The 19,545-nt window shown below is 61.3% G+C and carries 25 protein-coding genes; 13 read left to right on the top strand and 12 right to left on the bottom strand.

Going from position 1 to position 19,545, the window contains the following annotated elements; all coding sequences use genetic code 11:
* Positions 1-27: 27 nt before the first annotated feature.
* The 4 genes from SB753_RS33070 to SB753_RS33055 all read left to right on the top strand — a co-directional run bounded on the left by SB753_RS33070 (position 28) and on the right by SB753_RS33055 (position 1,318).
* A complete protein-coding gene (locus SB753_RS33070) occupies positions 28-264 on the top strand; it encodes a hypothetical protein (protein WP_410804123.1) in 237 nt (78 codons plus the stop codon).
* A 52-nt stretch (positions 265-316) separates the two neighbouring features.
* Positions 317-493, top strand: a complete 177-nt coding sequence (locus SB753_RS33065; protein ID WP_171800594.1) for a hypothetical protein — start codon at positions 317-319, stop codon at positions 491-493.
* A gap of 146 nt (positions 494-639) precedes the next feature.
* Positions 640-855 carry a hypothetical protein gene (locus tag SB753_RS33060; protein WP_410804121.1) on the top strand — a complete coding sequence of 72 codons (216 nt, stop codon included), beginning with the start codon at positions 640-642 and terminating at the stop codon, positions 853-855.
* 70 nt (positions 856-925) lie between these two features.
* Positions 926-1,318: a hypothetical protein gene (locus SB753_RS33055; RefSeq protein WP_410804119.1), complete on the top strand. Its 393-nt coding sequence runs from the start codon at positions 926-928 to the stop codon at positions 1,316-1,318.
* Here SB753_RS33055 and SB753_RS33050 read toward each other — a convergent pair.
* Positions 1,279-1,716 carry an SET domain-containing protein-lysine N-methyltransferase gene (locus SB753_RS33050; RefSeq protein ID WP_110406201.1) on the bottom strand — a complete coding sequence of 146 codons (438 nt, stop codon included), beginning with the start codon at positions 1,714-1,716 and terminating at the stop codon, positions 1,279-1,281. The two genes, SB753_RS33055 and SB753_RS33050, sit on opposite strands and share 40 nt — an antisense overlap.
* A 142-nt stretch (positions 1,717-1,858) precedes the next feature.
* Between SB753_RS33050 and SB753_RS33045 the strand changes: the two genes are divergently transcribed.
* The 7 genes from SB753_RS33045 to SB753_RS33015 all read left to right on the top strand — a co-directional run bounded on the left by SB753_RS33045 (position 1,859) and on the right by SB753_RS33015 (position 7,965).
* On the top strand, positions 1,859-2,143 hold the full coding sequence (locus SB753_RS33045) for an H-NS histone family protein (protein WP_110406200.1): 285 nt from the start codon (positions 1,859-1,861) through the stop codon (positions 2,141-2,143).
* A complete protein-coding gene (locus tag SB753_RS33040; protein WP_410804116.1) occupies positions 2,143-2,730 on the top strand; it encodes a nucleoside 2-deoxyribosyltransferase in 588 nt (195 codons plus the stop codon). Before SB753_RS33045 ends, SB753_RS33040 begins: the two co-directional genes overlap by 1 nt.
* 31 nt (positions 2,731-2,761) lie before the next feature.
* The gene (locus SB753_RS33035) at positions 2,762-3,679 is read left to right on the top strand and encodes a tyrosine-type recombinase/integrase (RefSeq protein ID WP_410804114.1); all 918 of its coding nucleotides are present in this window, start codon (positions 2,762-2,764) and stop codon (positions 3,677-3,679) included.
* A gap of 93 nt (positions 3,680-3,772) precedes the next feature.
* Positions 3,773-4,219: a hypothetical protein gene (locus SB753_RS33030; protein WP_410804112.1), complete on the top strand. Its 447-nt coding sequence runs from the start codon at positions 3,773-3,775 to the stop codon at positions 4,217-4,219.
* Positions 4,220-4,379: 160 nt separating this feature from the next.
* The gene (locus tag SB753_RS33025; protein WP_410804110.1) at positions 4,380-5,852 is read left to right on the top strand and encodes a 3'-5' exonuclease; all 1,473 of its coding nucleotides are present in this window, start codon (positions 4,380-4,382) and stop codon (positions 5,850-5,852) included.
* A gap of 31 nt (positions 5,853-5,883) precedes the next feature.
* Positions 5,884-6,444: a hypothetical protein gene (locus SB753_RS33020; RefSeq protein WP_410804108.1), complete on the top strand. Its 561-nt coding sequence runs from the start codon at positions 5,884-5,886 to the stop codon at positions 6,442-6,444.
* Between the two features lie 420 nt (positions 6,445-6,864).
* Positions 6,865-7,965 carry a DUF746 domain-containing protein gene (locus tag SB753_RS33015; protein ID WP_410804106.1) on the top strand — a complete coding sequence of 367 codons (1,101 nt, stop codon included), beginning with the start codon at positions 6,865-6,867 and terminating at the stop codon, positions 7,963-7,965.
* A gap of 118 nt (positions 7,966-8,083) precedes the next feature.
* Here SB753_RS33015 and SB753_RS33010 read toward each other — a convergent pair whose 3' ends face one another.
* The 11 genes from SB753_RS33010 to SB753_RS32960 all read right to left on the bottom strand — a co-directional run bounded on the left by SB753_RS33010 (position 8,084) and on the right by SB753_RS32960 (position 17,354).
* On the bottom strand, positions 8,084-9,061 hold the full coding sequence (locus SB753_RS33010) for a hypothetical protein (RefSeq protein WP_244146115.1): 978 nt from the start codon (positions 9,059-9,061) through the stop codon (positions 8,084-8,086).
* 75 nt (positions 9,062-9,136) lie between these two features.
* On the bottom strand, positions 9,137-9,520 hold the full coding sequence (locus SB753_RS33005) for a hypothetical protein (protein ID WP_114158386.1): 384 nt from the start codon (positions 9,518-9,520) through the stop codon (positions 9,137-9,139).
* 88 nt (positions 9,521-9,608) lie between these two features.
* Positions 9,609-9,827: a hypothetical protein gene (locus tag SB753_RS33000; RefSeq protein WP_114158385.1), complete on the bottom strand. Its 219-nt coding sequence runs from the start codon at positions 9,825-9,827 to the stop codon at positions 9,609-9,611.
* A gap of 55 nt (positions 9,828-9,882) precedes the next feature.
* The gene (locus tag SB753_RS32995) at positions 9,883-10,089 is read right to left on the bottom strand and encodes a hypothetical protein (protein WP_027780566.1); all 207 of its coding nucleotides are present in this window, start codon (positions 10,087-10,089) and stop codon (positions 9,883-9,885) included.
* Between the two features lie 31 nt (positions 10,090-10,120).
* Complete coding sequence (locus tag SB753_RS32990) at positions 10,121-10,306, bottom strand: hypothetical protein (protein WP_114158384.1); 186 nt, start codon at positions 10,304-10,306, stop codon at positions 10,121-10,123.
* 82 nt (positions 10,307-10,388) lie between these two features.
* A complete protein-coding gene (locus tag SB753_RS32985; RefSeq protein ID WP_410804103.1) occupies positions 10,389-12,710 on the bottom strand; it encodes an SMC family ATPase in 2,322 nt (773 codons plus the stop codon).
* Positions 12,698-13,300: a hypothetical protein gene (locus SB753_RS32980; protein WP_410804101.1), complete on the bottom strand. Its 603-nt coding sequence runs from the start codon at positions 13,298-13,300 to the stop codon at positions 12,698-12,700. Before SB753_RS32980 ends, SB753_RS32985 begins: the two co-directional genes overlap by 13 nt.
* 209 nt (positions 13,301-13,509) lie before the next feature.
* Positions 13,510-14,901, bottom strand: a complete 1,392-nt coding sequence (locus tag SB753_RS32975; protein WP_410804099.1) for a metallophosphoesterase family protein — start codon at positions 14,899-14,901, stop codon at positions 13,510-13,512.
* An 81-nt stretch (positions 14,902-14,982) separates the two neighbouring features.
* Positions 14,983-15,468, bottom strand: a complete 486-nt coding sequence (locus SB753_RS32970; RefSeq protein ID WP_114158381.1) for an NADAR family protein — start codon at positions 15,466-15,468, stop codon at positions 14,983-14,985.
* Between the two features lie 168 nt (positions 15,469-15,636).
* Positions 15,637-17,091 carry a hypothetical protein gene (locus SB753_RS32965; RefSeq protein WP_114158380.1) on the bottom strand — a complete coding sequence of 485 codons (1,455 nt, stop codon included), beginning with the start codon at positions 17,089-17,091 and terminating at the stop codon, positions 15,637-15,639.
* Positions 17,088-17,354 carry a hypothetical protein gene (locus SB753_RS32960; RefSeq protein WP_410804096.1) on the bottom strand — a complete coding sequence of 89 codons (267 nt, stop codon included), beginning with the start codon at positions 17,352-17,354 and terminating at the stop codon, positions 17,088-17,090. Before SB753_RS32960 ends, SB753_RS32965 begins: the two co-directional genes overlap by 4 nt.
* Before the next feature lie 629 nt (positions 17,355-17,983).
* Between SB753_RS32960 and SB753_RS32955 the strand changes: the two genes are divergently transcribed.
* Both SB753_RS32955 and SB753_RS32950 read left to right on the top strand, forming a co-directional pair.
* Positions 17,984-18,586: a DUF1845 domain-containing protein gene (locus tag SB753_RS32955; protein WP_410804094.1), complete on the top strand. Its 603-nt coding sequence runs from the start codon at positions 17,984-17,986 to the stop codon at positions 18,584-18,586.
* A 92-nt stretch (positions 18,587-18,678) separates the two neighbouring features.
* Positions 18,679-19,506 carry a hypothetical protein gene (locus tag SB753_RS32950; protein WP_410804092.1) on the top strand — a complete coding sequence of 276 codons (828 nt, stop codon included), beginning with the start codon at positions 18,679-18,681 and terminating at the stop codon, positions 19,504-19,506.
* Positions 19,507-19,545: the final 39 nt, after the last annotated feature.

The raw sequence follows: 19,545 nt of genomic DNA, 5'->3' as shown, positions 1-19,545 counted from the left end.
GAGGCACATACCAAGGAAAAGCAACTCATGCTGCGCAACAAGGAACACATGAATCAAAGCACGGACGCGCGCAAACTGCCCGGATGGACGTTGATCGTTTCTCTGCCGGGATGGTTGGTCGCTCCGATGATCCTATGGATGTGTCGCGGCGTCGGCTTGTCATGGTGGATCGGCGTGCCGACCGCCCTTGTGGTCGTCGCCGTGGGCGCTTTGTTAGACCGCGCCATCGAGCGTAGGTATCTTCCATCACGGCGCAGCCAGTAACGACGGAAAAGCGCGTTTGCGCACAATGCCTCGGATGAAAAGGAGAGACGGGATGATTATCAGGATCGAAGTTTCCGACGCAGAGCTCGAAGAAATGGACTGCGGCTCTGTCGAGGAATTTGAGGAACAGATCCGCGACCAGCTTGATAACGGCGTCGTGACCAGCGACGGGGGTACTGGTTCTGAGTGGATGGCAGAGTACGAGCTAGAAGTCATCAAGGTCGACTGACCACAGGCCGGGAAAAGTGGTGCTCAGTAGGCCAAGTTGTGCTGGAGACGCCGAAGACCATCGCGGACGAAGCGATTGCGCGGGCTGCGAGCGAAAGTAACCAGACATGAAAAAAGCCGGACGTGCCGGCGCGAAGGAAAGCGACAATGATTTCAGGCTGCAAATGCCCACCGCCGACCACAGAGGCCCAGGCTCGCGACGCGGGTTTCACACGCGCGGTTGTCGCGTCATCTATCGGTCAAGACTTGAACTTGCTGATCGAGCCAGACGCGGCGCTCGACGGCAAATTCCACGCTTTCGACCTCGACGCACTAGAGATGGTGTCCGTCAGTGGATGGCTCGGCATGTTCGAAGATGCCTGACGCAGACGGATAGAAAAAGCATGCAATCGAAGCGTCGTCCATCCCAGTTGCTGCTGTGGATAGCGTTCCTATGTCAGCGGCGGGCGTAGCTGTTGCTGATCGCTCGTCGCCCGGTTTTTGGCTTGCCATGGCTGTCGCGGGGACATCGTTGGCAGTAAATGCGTGGCTGCTTTTGCGACGCGGCTTCACGGCGCACAAACTAATGAGTAAGAACACAAATCAAATGGACAAATCAAAGATTCGCGCGCGCGTCGCAATTCTCTGCGCTGCTCTCGCGGTGGCGTTCTTCGGCAAAGAGGTATTCATCGTCCTGAGCGCCTTGCTTCACTCAGTTCAATGGGACGAAACCGCGAGCGTGAAACGCCTGATAATCGGGGCTGTTTTTGCTGGACTGGCGTTCGTGACCAGGCCTCGCCTTGCTATTCACGCACCAGCCAGCATCGTTCCGCGGCACCGCCGGTGACCGCAGCGGCATGCGTACTGCGCCTTCACCGATACCGAGGCGCGGCCATCTGTCGTCAGACCGTAGCTGATGAACAGTTCCTCGCCGGGCCGGATATCCTTGAGTGCCTGTATGAGCACCCTTCCTTCGGATTCGACGGCCTCACAGTTCGCGACGCACGCGTGGTTGATCCATCGTGCGCTGTTGCCGCCGATGGAGCCGTCGATGACCCGACCATCGGCCAACCCGAACAGGAACGTGTGGCCCTCGGTGCCGAATTTCGCATGGCGGCTTACCGCGCGCTTCCAGCTCATCACCGTACCGGTGTACTCGATGATGACCTCGCCGGCACTTAGCGGCTGCACCGCAAAGACGCCGCGACCGTGGACGGTTGAGCGGCGCACAGAAATTCTTTTCATCGATGTTTGATTTGCGGATGTTGAAGTCGACCTACCGTTGGCGCTGGCGACCAGTCATCGCGTCTCGCCAGCCAGCGTCGGCGCTTGACAAGGATTCGCGCCTGGTAGAATCGTCCATCATACCCAACGGAAAATCAACACGATGGCACGCTACAAAGAGCTCCTTGCAGAAAAACAGCAACTGGAAAAGCTGATAGAAGAAGCCCGGCAGCGGGAAGCCGCGGTCGAGCTGGACAAGATCCGCAAGACGGTTGCGGAGTTCGGCTTCACGCCCGAAGACATCTTTGGCAAGCGCCGCAAGGACGCCGGCCGACCGGTCGCCCCGAAATACCGTAACCCGGAAACGGGCGAGACCTGGAGCGGTCGGGGGCGCGCGCCACGATGGCTTAAGGACAAGGACCTTGAACGCTTCCTCATCAACGACTGATGCGGGCGGTCAACGACGCGGGCGGGCACCGCATCTATCTTGCAGGTTTCGACGTGTTCCGGCCCGACGCCGCGGAATATGGCCGAGGCCTGCAGCGCGTCTGTGCCGGTTTTGGATCCGAGGGCATCTACCCGCTCGACGCCGTCGCAACGGCGAACCTCGCAGCTCGTGACAAGGCCCGGTGGATCTACGGCGCCAACGTGGCCGCGATTCGCCGCTGGGGTACTGTCATGGCGAACGTCGGTGATTTTCGCGGTGCCGGCGAGCCGGACACCGGCACTGCGTTCGAGATCGGTTTTGCGGCCGCCCTCGGCAAGTCGATCTGGGGTTACCGCCACGACCTGACCGTCCTGCGGGAACGCGTGCCGGGCACAGAGACGGCGGTGGGCCACGTGTGCGAGCGCGGCTATCTGGTGGAGGACTTCGCCCTTTCCTTGAACCTGATGCTCGCGTGCGCAATGCGGATCGTCGAAGGCGGTCCTGTTGACTGCCTGCGGGCGATCGCCGAAGTCTATGGAACGGGAGCGACTACCCCTTCTTCCTGTAGGCAGAATGGCGAATCGGAGATTCGCGAGGTGGAGGGGTAACGCCAATCCAGTATATAAGGTGCTGAATGCCATGAATGAATCCCGTCTCTGGACCGCAGAGCCAAACACCGCCTACCTGCAATGGCAGACGACCGAGGCGGCCGGCGCAGACCGCCGCCGTTTCTCTAAACGGTCCATCGTGCAGCACAAGGCGATGTTCGACCGCTTTCTGCGTCACCTGCTCTCGTGCGGCGTGGCGCTGCCGACGTTTGGCTCTGAGCACCTCGAATCATTTTTCGGCGATGTCGACAACCGCTGCGCGCCGGGAACGACTACGCGCCTGCGCTATGTAAAACTGATAGACCGGCTCTGCCGCCACCTGGTTGACGTCGGTCTTCGCGAGAGCAACCCGGCCGCAGTCTTCGCCCTGTCGGCCGCCTGGCCCGAGGACGAGCCCGAGCCGCTGTTTCTCGATACCGACGCGGACACCGCCCTCCAAGGCTATGTCCAACCCGACGCCGGCGACGATGCCCGCCTGTGCCGCAACCGCGCGGTCGTAGCGCTGCTGCTGGGCGCGGGCCTCACCGCGGCCGAACTGCGCGGCGCGCGATGGCGCGACGTCGTCATTGAAGGGATAAGGCCGCAGGTATCCGTTCCAAAGCGAGGGACACGCCTCGAGAGGACTGTGGCCCTTCCCGCTTTCTCGACGCCCGCGCTTGCGGCATGGCAACGGCTTCATCCGTCGCCCGACGGCGCGCTCCTTTTCCCCGCGCCGCGCACAGAGGACAAGCCGATCAACGATGTACTCCTCGGTGCGATCGTCCGCGACGCACTCGACGCGATCGGCTTCACCGCGCCGGACATGAGCCCGCGCGTGTTGCGCAATACCTTCGCGCGTCGTCAGCTGCTGTCTGGCCGCACCAATGAGCAGACGAGCGCAATGTTGGGTCTCACCAGTCATCGCACCGCTATCCGCATCCGCGACACCATCAGAGCCCAGGCGACTTGACTTCGCTTCCCACTCCGTAGGCTGGTCTTGCCGGTTCGTTTGCGCCGGCACAACGTTTGTTCGGAGTGCTACATGCCATACAAAACATCATTCATGGACATGGCCTATCCCGATGAAACGGGCCGGCCGTGCGCCCTCCAGTTCCGCATTGTGCTTACGGCAACAACTGAGCGCCTGGCGATTGTCCATCTGCTTGAGACGAAGGCCGAGTACCAGGGTCCGATGGAGTCATCCATCGTCCGCGACCAGATCCTGAATCGCATTCTGGATACTCATCTGCGCGGTGTTCCGCTGAACGCCATCCGGCTCGTTGTCGAGAGCGGCGAAGAGTCGTCGCTGTTTCCAATCGATTTCGATGTAGGGGACTACATCAAGCGTGGCAATCCATACGAGGCGACGCATGTCACAACGGGCCGCGGTCTGTTTCGGGAACGTGTCGCGATCCGGTCTGAGTCGGTTGTCGCCGGACGGACCCGCGTACAGACCAGCCACGCCGAGCCCGTTGCCGTGCCGCGCGAAATAGCCAACGCGCTGCGCTAGGCGTGTGACGCGGTCGGCCCGCTCACAAGCCCGAAAGGCGGTGCTGTTACGCCCTCTTTCGATGGGGCGTGCACCTGCGCGACCGGTCAGAATGTCCTGGAGTTCGTGTATCCCGCGACCCGCATCACAGCCCTTCGCTGCCCACATCATTCGAGAGCGCATGAAAACAATCAAGCCGACGAACGAACAGCTCGACACACTCGAGACGGTCGCCTCCGGCGCCACGGTAAAAGTCAAAGCGCGCGCCGGCGCCGGCAAGACCTCGACGCTCGGGATGATCGCCGAACGGTACAGCACGAAGCGTGGCCAGTACCTCGCCTTCAACAAGGACATTGCGACCGAAGCAAAGCGGAAGTTTCCGCGCAACGTCATGTGTCAGACGTTCCATTCGGTCGCCTTCCGGGCCACCGACAAGGCGCTGACCGCGCGGCTGAATCTCCCAAAGGAGCCGCCTCACCTTCTCGCCGCCAGGTACGGGCTCGGCCCCGTCCGCGTTCCGACGATTATTGGCAAAAACGTCGAGCTTTCCGCCTTCCAGGTCGGCCGCCTCGTTGCAGATGGCGCTGCACGCTTTTGCCGGTCTGCTCAGGACGAGCCAGAAGCGTGGCACATTCCAGTCGACGAGATGGTCACCGAACAGTCGGCCGACGAGTTGCGCGCGATGCTTTTGCCCTTTGTGGTACGACACTGGAACGAAAGCATTGACCCGCAGGGAAAGACCGCCATCACCCCGGACACGTATCTGAAGACGTGGGAGCGGTCGCGTCCGCAGATCGGCGCCGATTTCATCCTGTTCGATGAGGCGCAGGACAGCGACGGTCTGATGCTGTCGGTCCTGCGTCGTCAGGAGCACGCGCAGGTCATCTATGTGGGCGATCCCTATCAGCAGATCTACGAGTGGCGCGGCGCGGTCAACGCGATGGATCTGATCAAGGCACGCGAGTGCGCGCTCACCGAGTCCTTCCGTTTCGGACCGCACTTTGCTGCGCTTGCTTCACGCGTTCTGAACCTCCTCGGCGAGCGCGTACCGGTTCGCGGCCAGGCCAACATCTCATCGACCTTCTTCGAGGAGCATGACCCCACCCGGAGCTTCGACGCGATCCTCTGCCGCAAGAACGTGACTGTCATCGGGACGCTGGCAAACGGCCTGCAGAACGGACACAAGGTCGCCGTGCGAGCGAACGTGGAAGAGATCCTTGCATTCGCCGACGGCGCGGACCGCCTGATGCGGGGTCAACGCACCTACAGCCCGGCGTCGCTCGCGCTGTTTGAAACGTGGCGCGACGTGCAGGACTATGCGTCGAGCTACGCCGGCCGCGATCTGTTGCCAATGGTTCAGATCATCGACCGTGAGGGAACCGCCTTTCTGCGCGACATGCTGTCACGCGTGAGCCCCGAAGCGGAGGCCGACTACGTTGTGTCGACTATCCACCGCGCCAAAGGGCTTGAGTGGAACCGTGTGAAGGTCTGCGGCGATTTCCGTTTCAAGACGGACGACGATGGACGCACTACGCTTACCGACGAGGAGAAGCGCCTGCTGTATGTGGGCCTTACACGCGCCCGGAATCAAATGGACGTGTCGGAGTTGCGCAACGATCTGCTTAAAGTTTTCCAGGATGCGGCCGAAAGCTGATAAGGCTGTCCATACAATGCAAGGAGCAAAGATGAATGAGGTTACGGGACGGGTCGGAAGCACCGGGGACCACGACGCTGCGCTGGACGACACACCAGATACGCTCACGGTTTTCGATCATCTGCGGCTCACCTTCGGCGCCAGGCGCCATCACACAGAAGCAGGAAGGGCCATTGTCCTTCTCGTTGAGCGTTACGAGGCAGTTTGCGTCGCGAGGGACGGAGACACGCCCGCCATACGGAAGCAGGCGCGAGGTTCCGTCTACCAGTTCATAGCGAAGAAAACAAACCTGTCTTGCGACACCATTAAGCTCTATGCCCGATGCTACGAGAAATTTGGCGATAGTGGGGACGCCGTCGAATATCTAACGCTAAGTGATATGCAACTGCTGTTGCCGGAAAGCGTGGACGATGACCTCATCGCACACATCGTCGAAGCGAGGAAATTCGATCCCGACCTACGTCGGGAAGAAATCAGGAAGATGATGCGTGAATACCGCGCGGGCGTTGTTTTACTGTGGGCAGGTCTTGATGCTCAAGGTTTCTCACGACGTCGATCCGGACGAACCGGGGCGATAAACGTCGGTTTTTGAAGCTCGACGCCCTCTGGCCAGACGTGCACCACTATATCTCCTAGAATTACCGCTTATTGCAGATCGCCGAACGAGATGGCAGGCCAACCGAAAGATCAATCCACCGGGCACTCTGGACGCTCCGTTAGCCCCCAGGTTGTCTTCGATGCTCACGAGCCAATCACGCGCGGCAGAGCGCGGGAGTACGGCGACACAGAGAATCCCGCCCTTACCGCCTTCGTCGGTAGCCTCTGGGCGGAGCTCCATTCGGCTGACGCGACTCCGGTGCCGCGCTGCCCGCATTGCAGTGGCGCCCGTGGCCGCCTGCACCAGCGGGCGAACGACTATCATGCAGTGCCGTATTTTCGGTGCGTCGATTGCCGTCGTTCGTACACGCGACTGACGGGCAGCCCCATTGCCCGCCTCCGGTTCGCGAAGAAAATGCCCGAGTTCTTCCGGCTTCTGTCCCAGCCGGTGCCGCTCGAGGAGGTCTCACGGCGTCTGGGCGTCGAATACGGCGCCGTCTCGAACTGGTTGATGCGCTTCCGGCAACTGATTGCGCTACACGATCCCGACGGCCATTGGACGCCGCTTGTCAGGCTCGGCCTGAAATACCGCCCGCACGGTGCCTGCCCGCGATGCGGTCACGAGGGGCAGTTAGGCAATGGCGGCTTCAGCGTTGATAACCGCCGACGGGTGAAATGTCCATCATGCGGTCATCTTTGGCCGCTCAACGTAAGCTCTAACGCCAGCGCCGTCCCGGTTATGGTCGTCAATGATCTGGCGCTGAACGCGGCGGAGCGCCGCCGGCGCGCTGGACTGGAAGCGCCAGATCTCCCACGTGTCGAAGCGGGCTCCGTTAGGACGGAGCCGCGGGTCAATCCAGCCGTGGTGGCCGCGCCGCTGCTCTCTCCGCTGGACGCCGGGCGGTTTGATTTCGCCGGGCCGCTGCGATACAACAGTCCTCTGCCGCGCAGGTGGGCCGAGGACGAAGAACTGACGAACTTTCTGCGGACCCACGTCGATGAAGTGCTCTCAGACAGTGTGGAACCCCCGCCCTGCCCGCATTGCGGCAGCCACGTTACGAGACTAGCTTCTGCCAGGCGCGCAGACTCGCCTTTGCCGCAATTCCAGTGTCGCGCCTGCGCGCGTCTGTATTCGCGTGCGACCCGAACGCCATTGGCCAAGATGTTGCGCAAAGACATCGCTTACGGGATTCTTCCGCTTCTGTCTCAGCATCGGCCGCTCGCAGATGCCGCCGATCGACTGGGCACAACGCCGGAGATCGTTAAGGCATGGGTCAGGCGGTTTCGCGAATGGTTATTGGTACTCGATCCTGCGGGTAACTACGAAAAGCGCGTACGACTTGGTCTCAAAGCACCGTGGCCGATGATGGACTGCCCGCACTGCCTGCAGCGGGTCGAAGCACGGCCCCACGGTTTCAAGAGGACCAGGAAACGTACGGCAGCGGAAATAAAACGGCGGTTGTTCCGCTGCACCGGATGCAACGGCTTCTTCGATGTCAGCGTCGAAGTTCTTTGAGCGGCCAGTCGCTCGCGCGATCAGGCTGGTCGACCGCGGTTACGCTGACGCCAATTGCAGAAAAAAAAAGCCCGGGGTTCCAGAGGAACCCACGGGCTGGTCAAGATACTATCGGCGCCTAGCTGTTAAACGTGAGGCGAAACTGATCGCCGATCTGAGGAGCGACCCGGCGCGACGCACTGCTCATCCAACGATCCATCTCCGCCGCTCGGTGAGCAATCGTATTCGGCGTCCCCGCCTGCCGTGCTTTTACACGTGCAGCAAAGTCCGGTGCCATGGAATCCACACTTGCCACCCATTCATACATCTTGACGCGCTCGAGGGCCTGCCCTTTTACGCCGAAGAGATGAAGTTTCGATCCGGGTGGCAGGTGCCCTTCCAGTCCTTCCAGGATGGCGAAGAGCCCATGCCGGGTATCCGTCAGGTGTCGTCGGCAGACCGACCCGAGCCCGATCAGAGCCGGCGCCGCGATCCACGGAGCCCACCGCTCCCACACCTGCAGCAGCAGGTCGATGCTCCGTCGATAGTCGTCAACTTTCCAACCCTGTGCAACGGGTACAGGAATCCGGACAGTGTTCTGCACAACTTCGGCGCTGCAACCTGCCGCAAGCTGATCCTGCCAGGCGTAAACCACCCGCAGCATGGCCTCGAGCAACGTCGCCGTTGCATTCACGCGATAGTCGACCGCCTCCTGATCTGCAGCGAGCTCCGGTTCACAGCACATGTCCGGCTGGGCGACCCAGGATGCCCCGGAACAGGATGCCAGTTCGACGTACTGCTCCATGGTCCAGGGATAGACGCCCGCGATTCCGCTTTGGCCGCCCTTTGACTGGAAAAGCTTCATCGCCGAAAAGCCCGCGCTATCGAGAGCAAAGTCAATCTCCGTCAGATCGGTCGCCCGCGGGATACGGAAGCGGCCGGTCTTACGGTCCCAGAAGGCGGACGCCGACACCATCGCCGCATAACCTTCATTGAAAGCGTGGAATGCAAGCCGCCCGCCACTATGAGGGATGCCGACCCGAACAAGCAGCCCGTCGTCAACATGAGCGTTTTTCTGCAGCACCGGCATGCCGGGGACGCGTGGTCCTATCGTCATTTGCCACTCCAATAAAAGATGCGGAGCAGCCCCTCCCGGGCGTGCCCCGCGAGGGATAGAGAAAAACTTAAACGGCTAGGATGATTCCGCGACCTGGACATGCTTCATCCAGGTAACGCCTGACGGAAGACGCCTGATAAGCTCAAGCAGACCTGAGTCGTCGTGGCTCCGCGCCTCGACGAATCTGTCGTTAAGAATCGCGGCCTGGAGGTAAAAGAGAAATGCGAGCGCTCCGTTGCCATGCTCTTCGGCTACGCCGGCGAGAGTCTCAACTTCATCCAGAAGCTCACGGACGAAATTCGAAGAGAGGCTCGCGCGATGCATCGTGACGATTGCCGCCACCGCCAGATCCGCGGCGGCGCCCGGGTTGTTTTCCGGAATGTCATCGGTTGCGATCGCGCCAGAATCGGCGAGACAGCGCATCACGTCGTCGAAAAAATCAGTGCAAGAGTAAGTCATTGGCCTGCTCCACAAGAGGATTGCCGGCGCAGGCTGTCCCCGTCCCGGGGGCCTGCCCCGGCGGGTGAGTAAAAAGATGCGTCAGAGGTCAGGTCGACACACAGTCGCCGCGACGAGAGGCGCGTTGCGTGCCGGTCGACACGGCCACTTTCAGTCGCCGATCGAATGGCGACGGGCTCGCGCGAGATGCGCGTGTCGCTTTGCCTGTCGTGGTGGACAAAGCGGCCGCGGACTGCTGCTCCCAGAGCAGGCATGCGACGGCAAGCAATGCGCCCAGTGCCGCCGCGGTTGTGATCTGCTTTTTCATGAAGACTCTCCATGCGAAAGGCCCCGACACTCTTTCGAGGTCGAGGCCTTGCGGATCAGGAACAGGTTTTAGGGTGCGCAACGGGGAAGACCAGCACGCGACCGTCGTTGCAGATGATGAAGTCGCCCGGCTCACCTCGCGGCTGCTGGATGACGATCGTTGAGACGTGCCTTGAAGGCACCGGCTCGGCCTGTGGTTGAATCGTGCAGGCGCACAGCGATGAACTGCCCGCTGCAATGAGCAGCATGATCAGGTTTTGCATGGAATTAACTCAGCTTGAAGAGGCGAGCCGCTTACGCGGCCCGCGATTCGAGAGGGATGCTGGCGTGGTGCGTTACCCACTTGCCGCCGACGAGGACGTCACGCAGGAGCGTGCCGTTCAGGACGTAGGTGTGGACTGTGCCCGTGCGCAGCGTGGCAGGACGAACTGAAACGGTGACCGCTCCGGTTCGTGCATACATGTCGTGCTTCGATTTCATTGCGTTCCTCGTTGAAAAAAAGCGAAGGAACGCCCCTGTGGGGAGCGTCCCCCCCCCACAGGGTTGAAAGTAAAAAAGGTTTTCAGGCGGCAAGCGCCTCGACATTGATAACGGCGTCCGCTTCGGCAACCAGATCCGGCGTTTGTGAGATGAAAAACTCCCGCTCGTAGCCGCCCTGCCGCAAAACTTCCCGCTTCATGCGCATGAACTGCAGCTTGCGCTGCGGATCGAGCGGACCATCGGACTCGTCGCTGAACAGCGTCTGATATGGCTGGCCGGCGTTACTGGCCAGATACAGCGCAATGCCACGGGTCAGACATTCGTTGATCCAGACCTTCTGGCCACCCGACATCACCGTCACTGCCTTAGTGCTGTCGATATCGGCGTCATGCACGAGGATTTCAAATCCCTCGCGCAGTTCGCCGCTTGCCAGTGCGCGCTGAGTCTGGATCTCGACCGTGAAGCGCATGCCGTAACAGGCAAGCAACAGGTCGTTCACCATCTTCGTCAGCGCTGGGCCCGCATCGTCGATCGTCAGGGCAATCACACCTTCGTTGCCAAGACCCTTCGCAAGCAGCTTCCAGCTTGCGATCTCATCGGAGATACGGTTCGCACGCGATTGCGTCGCGTCGAATCCCGCAAGCTCGTTTGCGATCGCCTGCCGCTCGACCTCACGTGTCGCCTGTGAACGGATCAGCGATTCGATCCGCGCATCGGCTGCAGTGATGCCGTCGCGACATTGCGTCAGTTGCCGGTCCAGATCAGCAATTGCAGCGCTCACGTCTTCGGCACCGAGCCGTGCAACTTCTGCGTCGAGCTCCCTCGCCTGCAGCGACAGGCTTTCCTGCTGTACCTGCCGTCGCTCGCGAACAGCCTTCGCCTCGGCTTCCACGGCGGCCAGTTCTTCACTGGCCTTGCGAACGCCTTCGGTTGCTGCATCAAGTAACGGCTTGCGTGCCGCAAGATCGATAGCCATTTGCAGATCACGCCGCGAAGCGGCAATCTCTGCCGACAGCGTCTTCAGTTCGGCGCGCCGCGTAGCAAGCTGCTGCACTTCGGGCGTCAAACGATCCACTGCTTCGCGGCTCGTGCGAAACGCGACACGAAGGTTGTTGAGCGAAATGCGCTGCTCGGGAACCTTCGCATTGGCTTCACGCGCCTGGGCAAGCAGAGGGCACGTGTCATGCATCGCGTGACCCGCACAGGGAACGGCAGCGATCACGCTAGCCTGCTGTTCCAGAGACTTGAGCAACGACGCCTTCGACTCACCCTCGGACATGAGCCCGTTGATGCGTGAAGTGGCCGCGGTCAATTCAAGCTGCTTGGCCTCCAGTGCCGCGATGGCCTGCTGCATTGGCTCAACACGCGCTTCAAGGGCCGCCAGGCGTGCCTGGGCACCGTCGCGCGCAGCGCTAGCACCCAGGATGGAATCGCGCTGCCCAATCACCGCGTTGTGACCGGCAATCGACTCGCGCAAGGCCGACAGGCGCTGCGCAAAGCGGCGATCGTCAGCCGCGCTGTCGTTCGCCAGCGCCTGCAACGAGGAAGCGATCTGACTGCGTCGTCCGGCCAGTTCCCGCAACCGCGCTTGCGCATCCACGTTCGCAGTCTGTTTTGCAACCAGAACTGCGCGCTGATCACTCAGCCTGACTGCGCTCGCATTGAGTGCCTCCCGGCTCTCCCGAGCCGCGACGAGTGACTGGACATCTGAAGCGATGGCCTGATCAATCTGCACAACCCGGTCGCGCTTCGCCCCGAGTGCACCAAGCTGCTGGTGCGTCGCATCGAGCGCACGGGCGAGAACCTTCACGACGTCGCCGGCTTTCGCCGCCAGCGTGCGCAGATGGTCGATATGCAGAAGCTCCGCGAGCAGTGCCTTGATTTCGCTCGCACCATAGGACGCGAGCGGCCGACGGTTCTGCGCAGAGAAGACGCTGGTGAAAAATGACTCCAGCGAGCCGCATACCGACTCGACGCACGCATCGTAGGTTTCGGCTCTCCCGTCTGACACAGTGCCGTTTCCGGTCTGCATCGGTTGCCATGTGCCGCTCGCGTCGCACCATGCAAGGAAATACTCGGCCTTGCCAGTTTTCCCCGGTTTGCGGAATGCAAACGATGAGCGGTAACGGACGCCGCCGTGCTCCCATTCAAACTCCTTGAGCGCGTGCGTCCCGTACAGGTGGTCCCAGTACGAGAATCCGTCAACAGACAGCTTGGACGCGTGCGACGGCATGATCCGGTACGGATGCAGGTTATCCATGATCGTGGATTTCCCCGCGCCGTTCGGACCCGTCAACGCGATAAGGCCAGTCGGCAGCGCCGTGAGATCCAGCGAGACGCTCTCGCGTTTCATGCCGTCGCGCACACCGATGAAACCCGTCAGGGTCAGCTTTAGTGGGCGCATGAGGCGACCTCCGGATGCGGGGCATCGAAGAGGTAGTCCGACGGCAGCCACGGCACATCGTCGTCATTGGCGTACATGGTGCCGACGACAGGATCTGCCGCAGAATGCGACGCGGCCGACGCCTGTGCTGCAGCCGCCCTTTCAGCGGCCAGCTGCCCGGCGGCAAGCTTCTCTGCCGCTTTCGCTTCAAGCGCGCCTGAGACAGCTTCCTCAACGAGGTCGCAGGCCTGCGCGTAATCAGCGCTTGCCTGCCGCAACAACGCATCCCAGTTGTCGCAACCGGTCAGCACACGGAGTTCGCGGGAACCCCACTGATTTGCGTAACCGCTCTGGAATGACCAGAGCAGGTTCTGCATCTGCACATCCGGCACCAGCGCCAGATCTGCACTCGCCGAATCGATGCGTTCTGCGAGTACCAGCAAACGACCTTTCTGGGCGATCACCGCGCCGCGGTTCTCTCCGAAAGGTTGATGGAAAATGCCTGCGCTGAATCCAGCGTGGGCCGTGAGGGCCTTCTGGATCTCGCGAGGCGTACGTGCTGCAGAGAAGTGCCGGACCCATCGGGTGCCGGCGGGATAAAGACCAAACATGAGGACACTCCGGAAAAAACGGCGGAGTGCATCCCCTGGGGGAATGATTCCCCGCCAGGGTTAGAAAGAAAATGGATGCAGCGAACTGCGATCGATGCGTCAGAGACGCGGGTAAATCTGGTTCCGGTAACACGCGGATGACGCGCTACCGGAACACGACTCGTGTCCCGCGCGGGAGCGCCTTACAGGCCACCCCCGCTACATGGCGGCTATGCCGCGAAAAGATCGTCATTCAGCCAGTCCAGCGTCGAAGGCTCAGTGCCGGCGGGCGCCGATGGCACCGCGGAAGCTGCCGGCGCATCTGCCGCGATGGCACCCACCGCCGGGTGCGGCAGCACGGTTGCAAGCGTCTGCGGATCGGACCGCCCATCCGGCTGTGAGTCGATGCGCGCCAGAACATCGGATGCGATCGCCTCCACCTCGGCCGAGACCAGCAGCTGCAAGCGCTCCTGAAGAGGACCGACATCAACGACAGTCAGTTCGGCCCAGCGTGCGAGTTTTCCTTCAACCGTCGTCTCGAGACTGATGCCCTCGGCACGACTGCGCACGACCGGAAGGACCCGCGATTCGACCTTGAGGCCCGCAGCGCCGGAAAACAGCGCCTTGATGGCTTCGCGATCGACGGCCTGCCGATGCTCCTCGTCGACCTGCCAGCGCACACGCACGAACTTGTCGGTGGCGTCAGCGGCGATTTCGGCAAGGCGCGCCATGTCGGGCGGCCCGTCGAAATCGATACAGACCATCTGACGCGATGGCGTCGCGATGAGTGTTGCGCTCGCCAAACCGGGTTGCACGTCCCACGCGAGATAGCCCTTCTCCCCCTCTTCGCCGTAATGAAACCGGCCGATGGAGCCTGGATACGCTACCAGTCTTCCCTCGCGCGCCCACTGCTGCGCCTTGTGGATATGGCCGAGCATGAACCCATCGCATTCGGCCTCGAAAAGCGCCGTGAGCGAGAATTCATGATCTAAGCCCGCCATCACCACGCCATGCTCCGTCGTGCAGCCGTTGACGGTGCCGTGCGAGACACCGACCGTGGGGATACCCGCTGCGCGAAGCTGCATGTTCACGCGGCCTGCCGCCGCCAGATATGCGGCAAGCACATCGCCCAGTTCCGTACCGGCCGCGAGCGCGCCAACGCTCGCGGCGAGTTGGCCCTTGTTGACCGTCGGAAGGCACGTGAACACGACTTCGGGCTTCACGCCGATGAACTGCCTCAACTCGTCATCCGAAAAGACCGGACCTGTCGAGGCCCAGAAGCGGCCATCGATGAGCGCGACCTGTGAGACGCGATCGGCGATGTGCACGTCATGCGCTCTGCCCATCAACGCGAAATTGTCGAGGGTGCCCGGAGGCTCGTGCGAGAAGGTGCCCTGCAGCATCAGCACGGGCATCGCGTTAGCGAGCCTATGCACCTGGGTAGCAAGCGCACGCAGTGACGGCGCATGTGCATCAAGCCGGTGGTCGGTCGAGTCACCGGAAATGACACCCACCTGTGCGCCGCTCGCGATTGCGTCGCCGACAGCGAAACTGAAGCAGCGGTCGGACTCGGCCAGATTGTCCGGCGCGTAATGCAGGTCAGAAAAATGAGCGAGTTTCAAATTCGCCTCCGTAAAAAACACAAAGGCCGCCCGAAGGCAGCCTAATGGATGAACACCCGCGAGGGTGCGAAGAAAGGATGATCAGTTCATAGCGAGCGCATCGCGAACCCGCATCAGCGTGATGCCGAGCAGGTTCTGTCCGCGCCATTGCGACCGGTCAGTCAGCCGTGGGTCGCGCTCGCCTATGCCGATGCCCCAGATGAGATCGTAGGGACTGGCTTCGACCAGTTCGGTCGGTGCCGTGGCGAGCAGGATGGACCTGAGCCCCGGGTTCTGCGCGAACTTCTCGCGACATCCCACGAAGACAATTGACTCGCGCTTCGCTTCCCAGATTTTCTGATCAAAGCCGGCAACCTTGCGGCCTATCATCTTCTGAGTCATCGGATCGCGAGTGGCGAGAATCCTTGCAGCCGACTTCTCGTCGCTGAAGAGCTTCGCCTTGGAGAACATCATGAACTGTTCAACGCTCGTGAACGCAACGCCGTGATAGGTGAAGCGGCAGGGATGCCAGTTGCTGAACACATCGTCCGCGCCAAAAAACGCGGTGAAATTGCCGATCTTGCGCACAGGACGACTCCTTGAAAACCAGACAGGAAATGGGCCGCCGAGGCGGGCTCTTTTCGATGCGCAGTTGCGCGGTCGAAAGCATTTGAGCAAACGCGGGCTTGCTGAAATGTTCTCGCAATCGAAACGGAAAGGAAACCAGCCCCGAGGGGCTGGCGAAATGTGGAAGGATCAGTTGAACAGGACCGCCAGCGTAGCCGCCTCAATCTCGCGATTGAGCTCAGCGACATCCGTTAGCGCTCTCGTCAGCCGTTCGTTCATCTGGTCGACGTCCTTCTCGCGATCGGTCCAGCCGCGCCCGAACTTCGTATGGGCGTAGATGCGGAAGTCCTGTTTGCGATCCTCCGCGCTCAGGCCAAGCCGTTGCAGCAGATCGGACATCCGGTCGCGCTTATCTGCAAGCGTTTCCGTCGGTTCGGCGGTTGCCGGCTGTGCGGCAAGCACGTGTTGCAATAACGGACCGGTGGTAGCCGCGGTGCCTTGCTCCGCTACAGGGGACGCGGTGGAAACCACCGCCGCACTATCGGCTGCGCCAGTTTCCGTCGCACCGACAGCCGCACCCGCTTCCGCCTCGGCTTCCGGCGCGCCAGACGCGTCCATCACGACACCTTCAGCAACCGCGTTACCGATCGCTGCATCGACTTCGCCGCCGAGCCGCACGACATTGCCGCCCGCTTCGACCAACGCGACCGCCTGGCTCGCCGCTTCCAGCGCGGAAGGCGCATCATCGGCTGCGTCGAGCAACGCACCGATATCGATGTCTGCATCGAGCACCGTGAGCATCTGGCTGACCCGCACTGCCTCGCCGTTCTCATTGATACGCGTGATTTCGAACTCACGCTTGGTGATCCAGAAGCGTGTGCCGGTCAGTTTGCCCCGTGCAAGCTGCACGGTCTGCATCGCTGAGTAGGCCTTCTGCAGCACGTAGATCGAGTTTGTCGGCAGTTCAATCAGGCCGAGCCCCTTGATGTCCGGCACCGCGAACACGAAACTCGCCGACAGGTTGCAGTGTCGCGCCTGATACTGCGGGCACTGTTCCGGATCGCAGATGCCGTCCGGAATCGCCTCATCCTGACGACGGATGACGGTGCGTCCGCCGAAGTGCCGGATCACACGTTGCGCACGCGGATCGCGCTCGATCTTTGCATATGTCATGCAATAGCGGATTCCGTCGCGCTCGTACTGGGAGAAGAACTTCCGACCATTTGTGCCGTATACGGTCATCTGGTTCGGCAGGTTCTGCATCCAGTCATTGAACGCGAACAGTACGGGAAACCGGTAGAGCTTCACGCCGTCACCGCGGTCCTCGCCATAGAGCCGCAGGATTTCGTCGGCCACGTCCGGATTATTGAAGTCCGAGCGGCGGCAGGTGAAATATGCGGTGTTCTTCGGCACGAGCGCGTTTTTCAGATTGCACTTCGACTCGAGCATAGAGGCGATCGTATCGAACGAATCACCTGCTGCGACCATCGTGTTGTACAACTCGACCGCACGCGCGTTGCCACGGGCTTTCGAGGTGAGGACTTTAATGCCCGGACGAATGTGCCCGATGACCGGTGGACGCAACGCGCGCTCTTCAACGACGCTGCGAACAGGGCCGTTGACCAGATGGACTACTGCGTTCATGAGGGTTTCCTCGCTAGAAAAAAGATGGCCGTGGTGCGCAACTCGCTGGCTGACTGCTCCAGTTCGTGTGCGGCCGCGTCTCCGCGGCGCTCGGCTATGTGGGAAAGAAAAACGCGTCGATCCGGATCGCTGTACCTCGCGATCTGGGCGACCTCGCAACGCGCCCGCCATGCTGGCGATGCGGTATCTGCAGTGGCGCGCTCCTCGGCAATCGTGTGGTTGATCGCTTCGGCAATGCGCTCATCAAGACGGTCGGGAAGCATTGAAGACCTCCTTCTGGACAGGACAACAGGACGAAAAAAAAACGCGTCCCTCGGAGTGAGGAACGCGTTTCGGGATTCGATGAAAAATGACCTGAGCGCCACAACCCTTCCGGGGTTGTGGCGCTCAGGGAGCCGAGGGCTCATATACGAGGACGTCAGTCGTCCTCGCGCAGCATGGTCACGCTGCGCAACAGCCCATTTTCGGAAAATGCATTCCGCCGCAGGATCACGGTTCAGTCGACTTCGATCGTTCTACCCAGACTAGGCTCTGGAGAGAGAACACCCGATGTCCGGGTCCGAACGATGTCGCGGAGCAAATGAATGCGGCCGGCGACGAGTTTTATGACTGAATGAATGGGGAGCGCGGGCGAGGCGCTCATCAGAAGAAAATTCCACACCAGTAGCCAACCGGTCGGAGCATGCACAGGGCACGGCTTGGTACAGAAGATGGACTCCGGGCTAGCCGGGTCATGTCGATGCGTCAGAGACGCGAGAAGTAGAGTCAGTATTGCGCAAATCGCAGGCCGTGTAGGTCAGAAAGGTGACGAAAACAGCGCAGCTTTTACCCATAAATCGTCTGACGTGCGCGAGCAAAATGGCCGGTGAGAGAGACCACCCGAAATAATCATATGGCCGCCGTTCTTGAACAGACACCGGAGCCGGACCCGCATCCAGCGCCAGGCGTCGCTCCACAACCTGAACAGTCCATTGCCCCAACAGCGGGCAGTGGCCTGAAACCCATTGATCGCCTGACCAGCGATTCGCGACTATCGCGGATCAACCCGGAATCAGACGCAAAGACCGTCCTGCGTTATTCGTCGCAGTTCGCGCGCAACTACATCCGCTCGGACTACAACTTCTGCGCCGCGAAAATTGCCGTCGCACGCGGCGGTAAAGTTCGCGCGTTGGAAACGGCATTGCGCGAGACCTCCGATTGGCTGCGCAAGACCGAGCAGTGGTTGCTGCGTCATCAGGTTCGTCCGATTGAATTACCGCACGATCTGATCGAACTCACCATCACCCGTCCCCTGGCGGGATTGCTCGTTCGCTGTCTCACGCAATACGACCGTGTGTACGCCCGGGCGACGGAACGCATGATGACAGGCAAGATCACGGGCGAAGACCGCGCGCGCATCCTCGACAACGCTGAACGCCGGTTGAAGCAGGTCGTACAGATCTGCATGCCGGACAACGATCAGTACGACTTCGACGGCGAGCGACGCGAGCAATAACGCCTCGCCGTTTTCAGCACACCACGACAGTTCCCGCGCGCTACTTGACATCGCCCCGTGGTGGTTACGCTCGAACTGTCAAAGGAGAGACTATGGACCTCAGGGAAATTCAGGCATTGCACGCGCAATATACCGCTCAACCGGTGGTTATCGACGTGGCCAGCCATACAGCGGCCATGCCCGCCCTGCCCGCTCCCGATCGCGGCGGTGCGGCCGGCGCTCGAATAGATAAATTCGTCGGCAAACTGAGCGAGGCCGGGAAGCCGGCGCTTGTTGCGCTCGCGATTGCGGCGGTAGCCGCAGTCGGCGGCATGAGCATCGCGCGCATCTGGCACGCCATGCATGAGACGGTGGCAGCGCCGAAAGTTCTCGCCGCATCTTCGGCGGCAACTCATGCGCCCGTACCGGCGAGCGAACCAACCCGCGACAGACCGATCGACGTCAACCCCCCGCACCCGCTCAGTTCGAAAGACCTCGACTCTGTTGCGCCCGTCACCCATTCGGCACTCTCGAACGTCGACGCACGCTCGCTCGCTTCAACGACATCCGCTCCCGTAGTGGACCGGACGGTACCGACGGCACGGCCTGCCGCGGAGAATGTCGCGGCGGCGTCACCCATCCGCATCCAGCGGCCCGCAACGCCCATCGCGCCCGCGACAGTCGCCTCAGCAGCGCCGGCGCCGCAAGCTGTCCCTACGGCGGACACGCAACCGCGATCGCTACCGGCGCCAGCGCCGGTACCACAACAGTCGCCCGTCCAGTCGAAAGCGCCCGTTGCGACACCCGTACAGGAAGCGGCAAAGCCAGAGACACGTCCCGCGTTACGTCCTCTGCATCATGTCACGCGTCACCAGGTGACCACGCCAAGCAATGAGGCGTCGCCTGTTGATACGCGCATAAAACTGACCCATTTCCGATAGAAATTTGCATCGAAAATTGACCCACATGTTCAACTGCCT

It is taken from the genome of Paraburkholderia sp. SIMBA_053, from assembly GCF_046534895.1.
Taxonomy (GTDB): Bacteria; Pseudomonadota; Gammaproteobacteria; order Burkholderiales; family Burkholderiaceae; genus Paraburkholderia; species Paraburkholderia caledonica.
Note: the sequence above shows the minus strand (reverse complement) of the source record. Positions and strands in the feature narration are given on the sequence as shown.

Coding starts and splice junctions, on each gene's coding strand:
- SB753_RS33050 (WP_110406201.1), bottom strand. CDS start 1,716: ATGAAAAGAATTTCTGTGCGCCGCTCAACCGTCCACGGTCGCGGCGTC.
- SB753_RS33030 (WP_410804112.1), top strand. CDS start 3,773: ATGGACATGGCCTATCCCGATGAAACGGGCCGGCCGTGCGCCCTCCAG.
- SB753_RS32960 (WP_410804096.1), bottom strand. CDS start 17,354: ATGCTTCCCGACCGTCTTGATGAGCGCATTGCCGAAGCGATCAACCAC.
- SB753_RS33060 (WP_410804121.1), top strand. CDS start 640: ATGATTTCAGGCTGCAAATGCCCACCGCCGACCACAGAGGCCCAGGCT.
- SB753_RS33005 (WP_114158386.1), bottom strand. CDS start 9,520: ATGACTTACTCTTGCACTGATTTTTTCGACGACGTGATGCGCTGTCTC.
- SB753_RS32990 (WP_114158384.1), bottom strand. CDS start 10,306: ATGAAATCGAAGCACGACATGTATGCACGAACCGGAGCGGTCACCGTT.
- SB753_RS33025 (WP_410804110.1), top strand. CDS start 4,380: ATGAAAACAATCAAGCCGACGAACGAACAGCTCGACACACTCGAGACG.
- SB753_RS33065 (WP_171800594.1), top strand. CDS start 317: ATGATTATCAGGATCGAAGTTTCCGACGCAGAGCTCGAAGAAATGGAC.
- SB753_RS33040 (WP_410804116.1), top strand. CDS start 2,143: ATGCGGGCGGTCAACGACGCGGGCGGGCACCGCATCTATCTTGCAGGT.
- SB753_RS33070 (WP_410804123.1), top strand. CDS start 28: ATGCTGCGCAACAAGGAACACATGAATCAAAGCACGGACGCGCGCAAA.
- SB753_RS32950 (WP_410804092.1), top strand. CDS start 18,679: ATGGACCTCAGGGAAATTCAGGCATTGCACGCGCAATATACCGCTCAA.
- SB753_RS32980 (WP_410804101.1), bottom strand. CDS start 13,300: ATGTTTGGTCTTTATCCCGCCGGCACCCGATGGGTCCGGCACTTCTCT.
- SB753_RS32995 (WP_027780566.1), bottom strand. CDS start 10,089: ATGCAAAACCTGATCATGCTGCTCATTGCAGCGGGCAGTTCATCGCTG.
- SB753_RS33015 (WP_410804106.1), top strand. CDS start 6,865: ATGCCCGAGTTCTTCCGGCTTCTGTCCCAGCCGGTGCCGCTCGAGGAG.
- SB753_RS32985 (WP_410804103.1), bottom strand. CDS start 12,710: ATGCGCCCACTAAAGCTGACCCTGACGGGTTTCATCGGTGTGCGCGAC.
- SB753_RS33020 (WP_410804108.1), top strand. CDS start 5,884: ATGAATGAGGTTACGGGACGGGTCGGAAGCACCGGGGACCACGACGCT.
- SB753_RS32955 (WP_410804094.1), top strand. CDS start 17,984: ATGGCCGCCGTTCTTGAACAGACACCGGAGCCGGACCCGCATCCAGCG.
- SB753_RS33010 (WP_244146115.1), bottom strand. CDS start 9,061: ATGACGATAGGACCACGCGTCCCCGGCATGCCGGTGCTGCAGAAAAAC.
- SB753_RS33045 (WP_110406200.1), top strand. CDS start 1,859: ATGGCACGCTACAAAGAGCTCCTTGCAGAAAAACAGCAACTGGAAAAG.
- SB753_RS33055 (WP_410804119.1), top strand. CDS start 926: ATGTCAGCGGCGGGCGTAGCTGTTGCTGATCGCTCGTCGCCCGGTTTT.
- SB753_RS33035 (WP_410804114.1), top strand. CDS start 2,762: ATGAATGAATCCCGTCTCTGGACCGCAGAGCCAAACACCGCCTACCTG.
- SB753_RS33000 (WP_114158385.1), bottom strand. CDS start 9,827: ATGAAAAAGCAGATCACAACCGCGGCGGCACTGGGCGCATTGCTTGCC.
- SB753_RS32965 (WP_114158380.1), bottom strand. CDS start 17,091: ATGAACGCAGTAGTCCATCTGGTCAACGGCCCTGTTCGCAGCGTCGTT.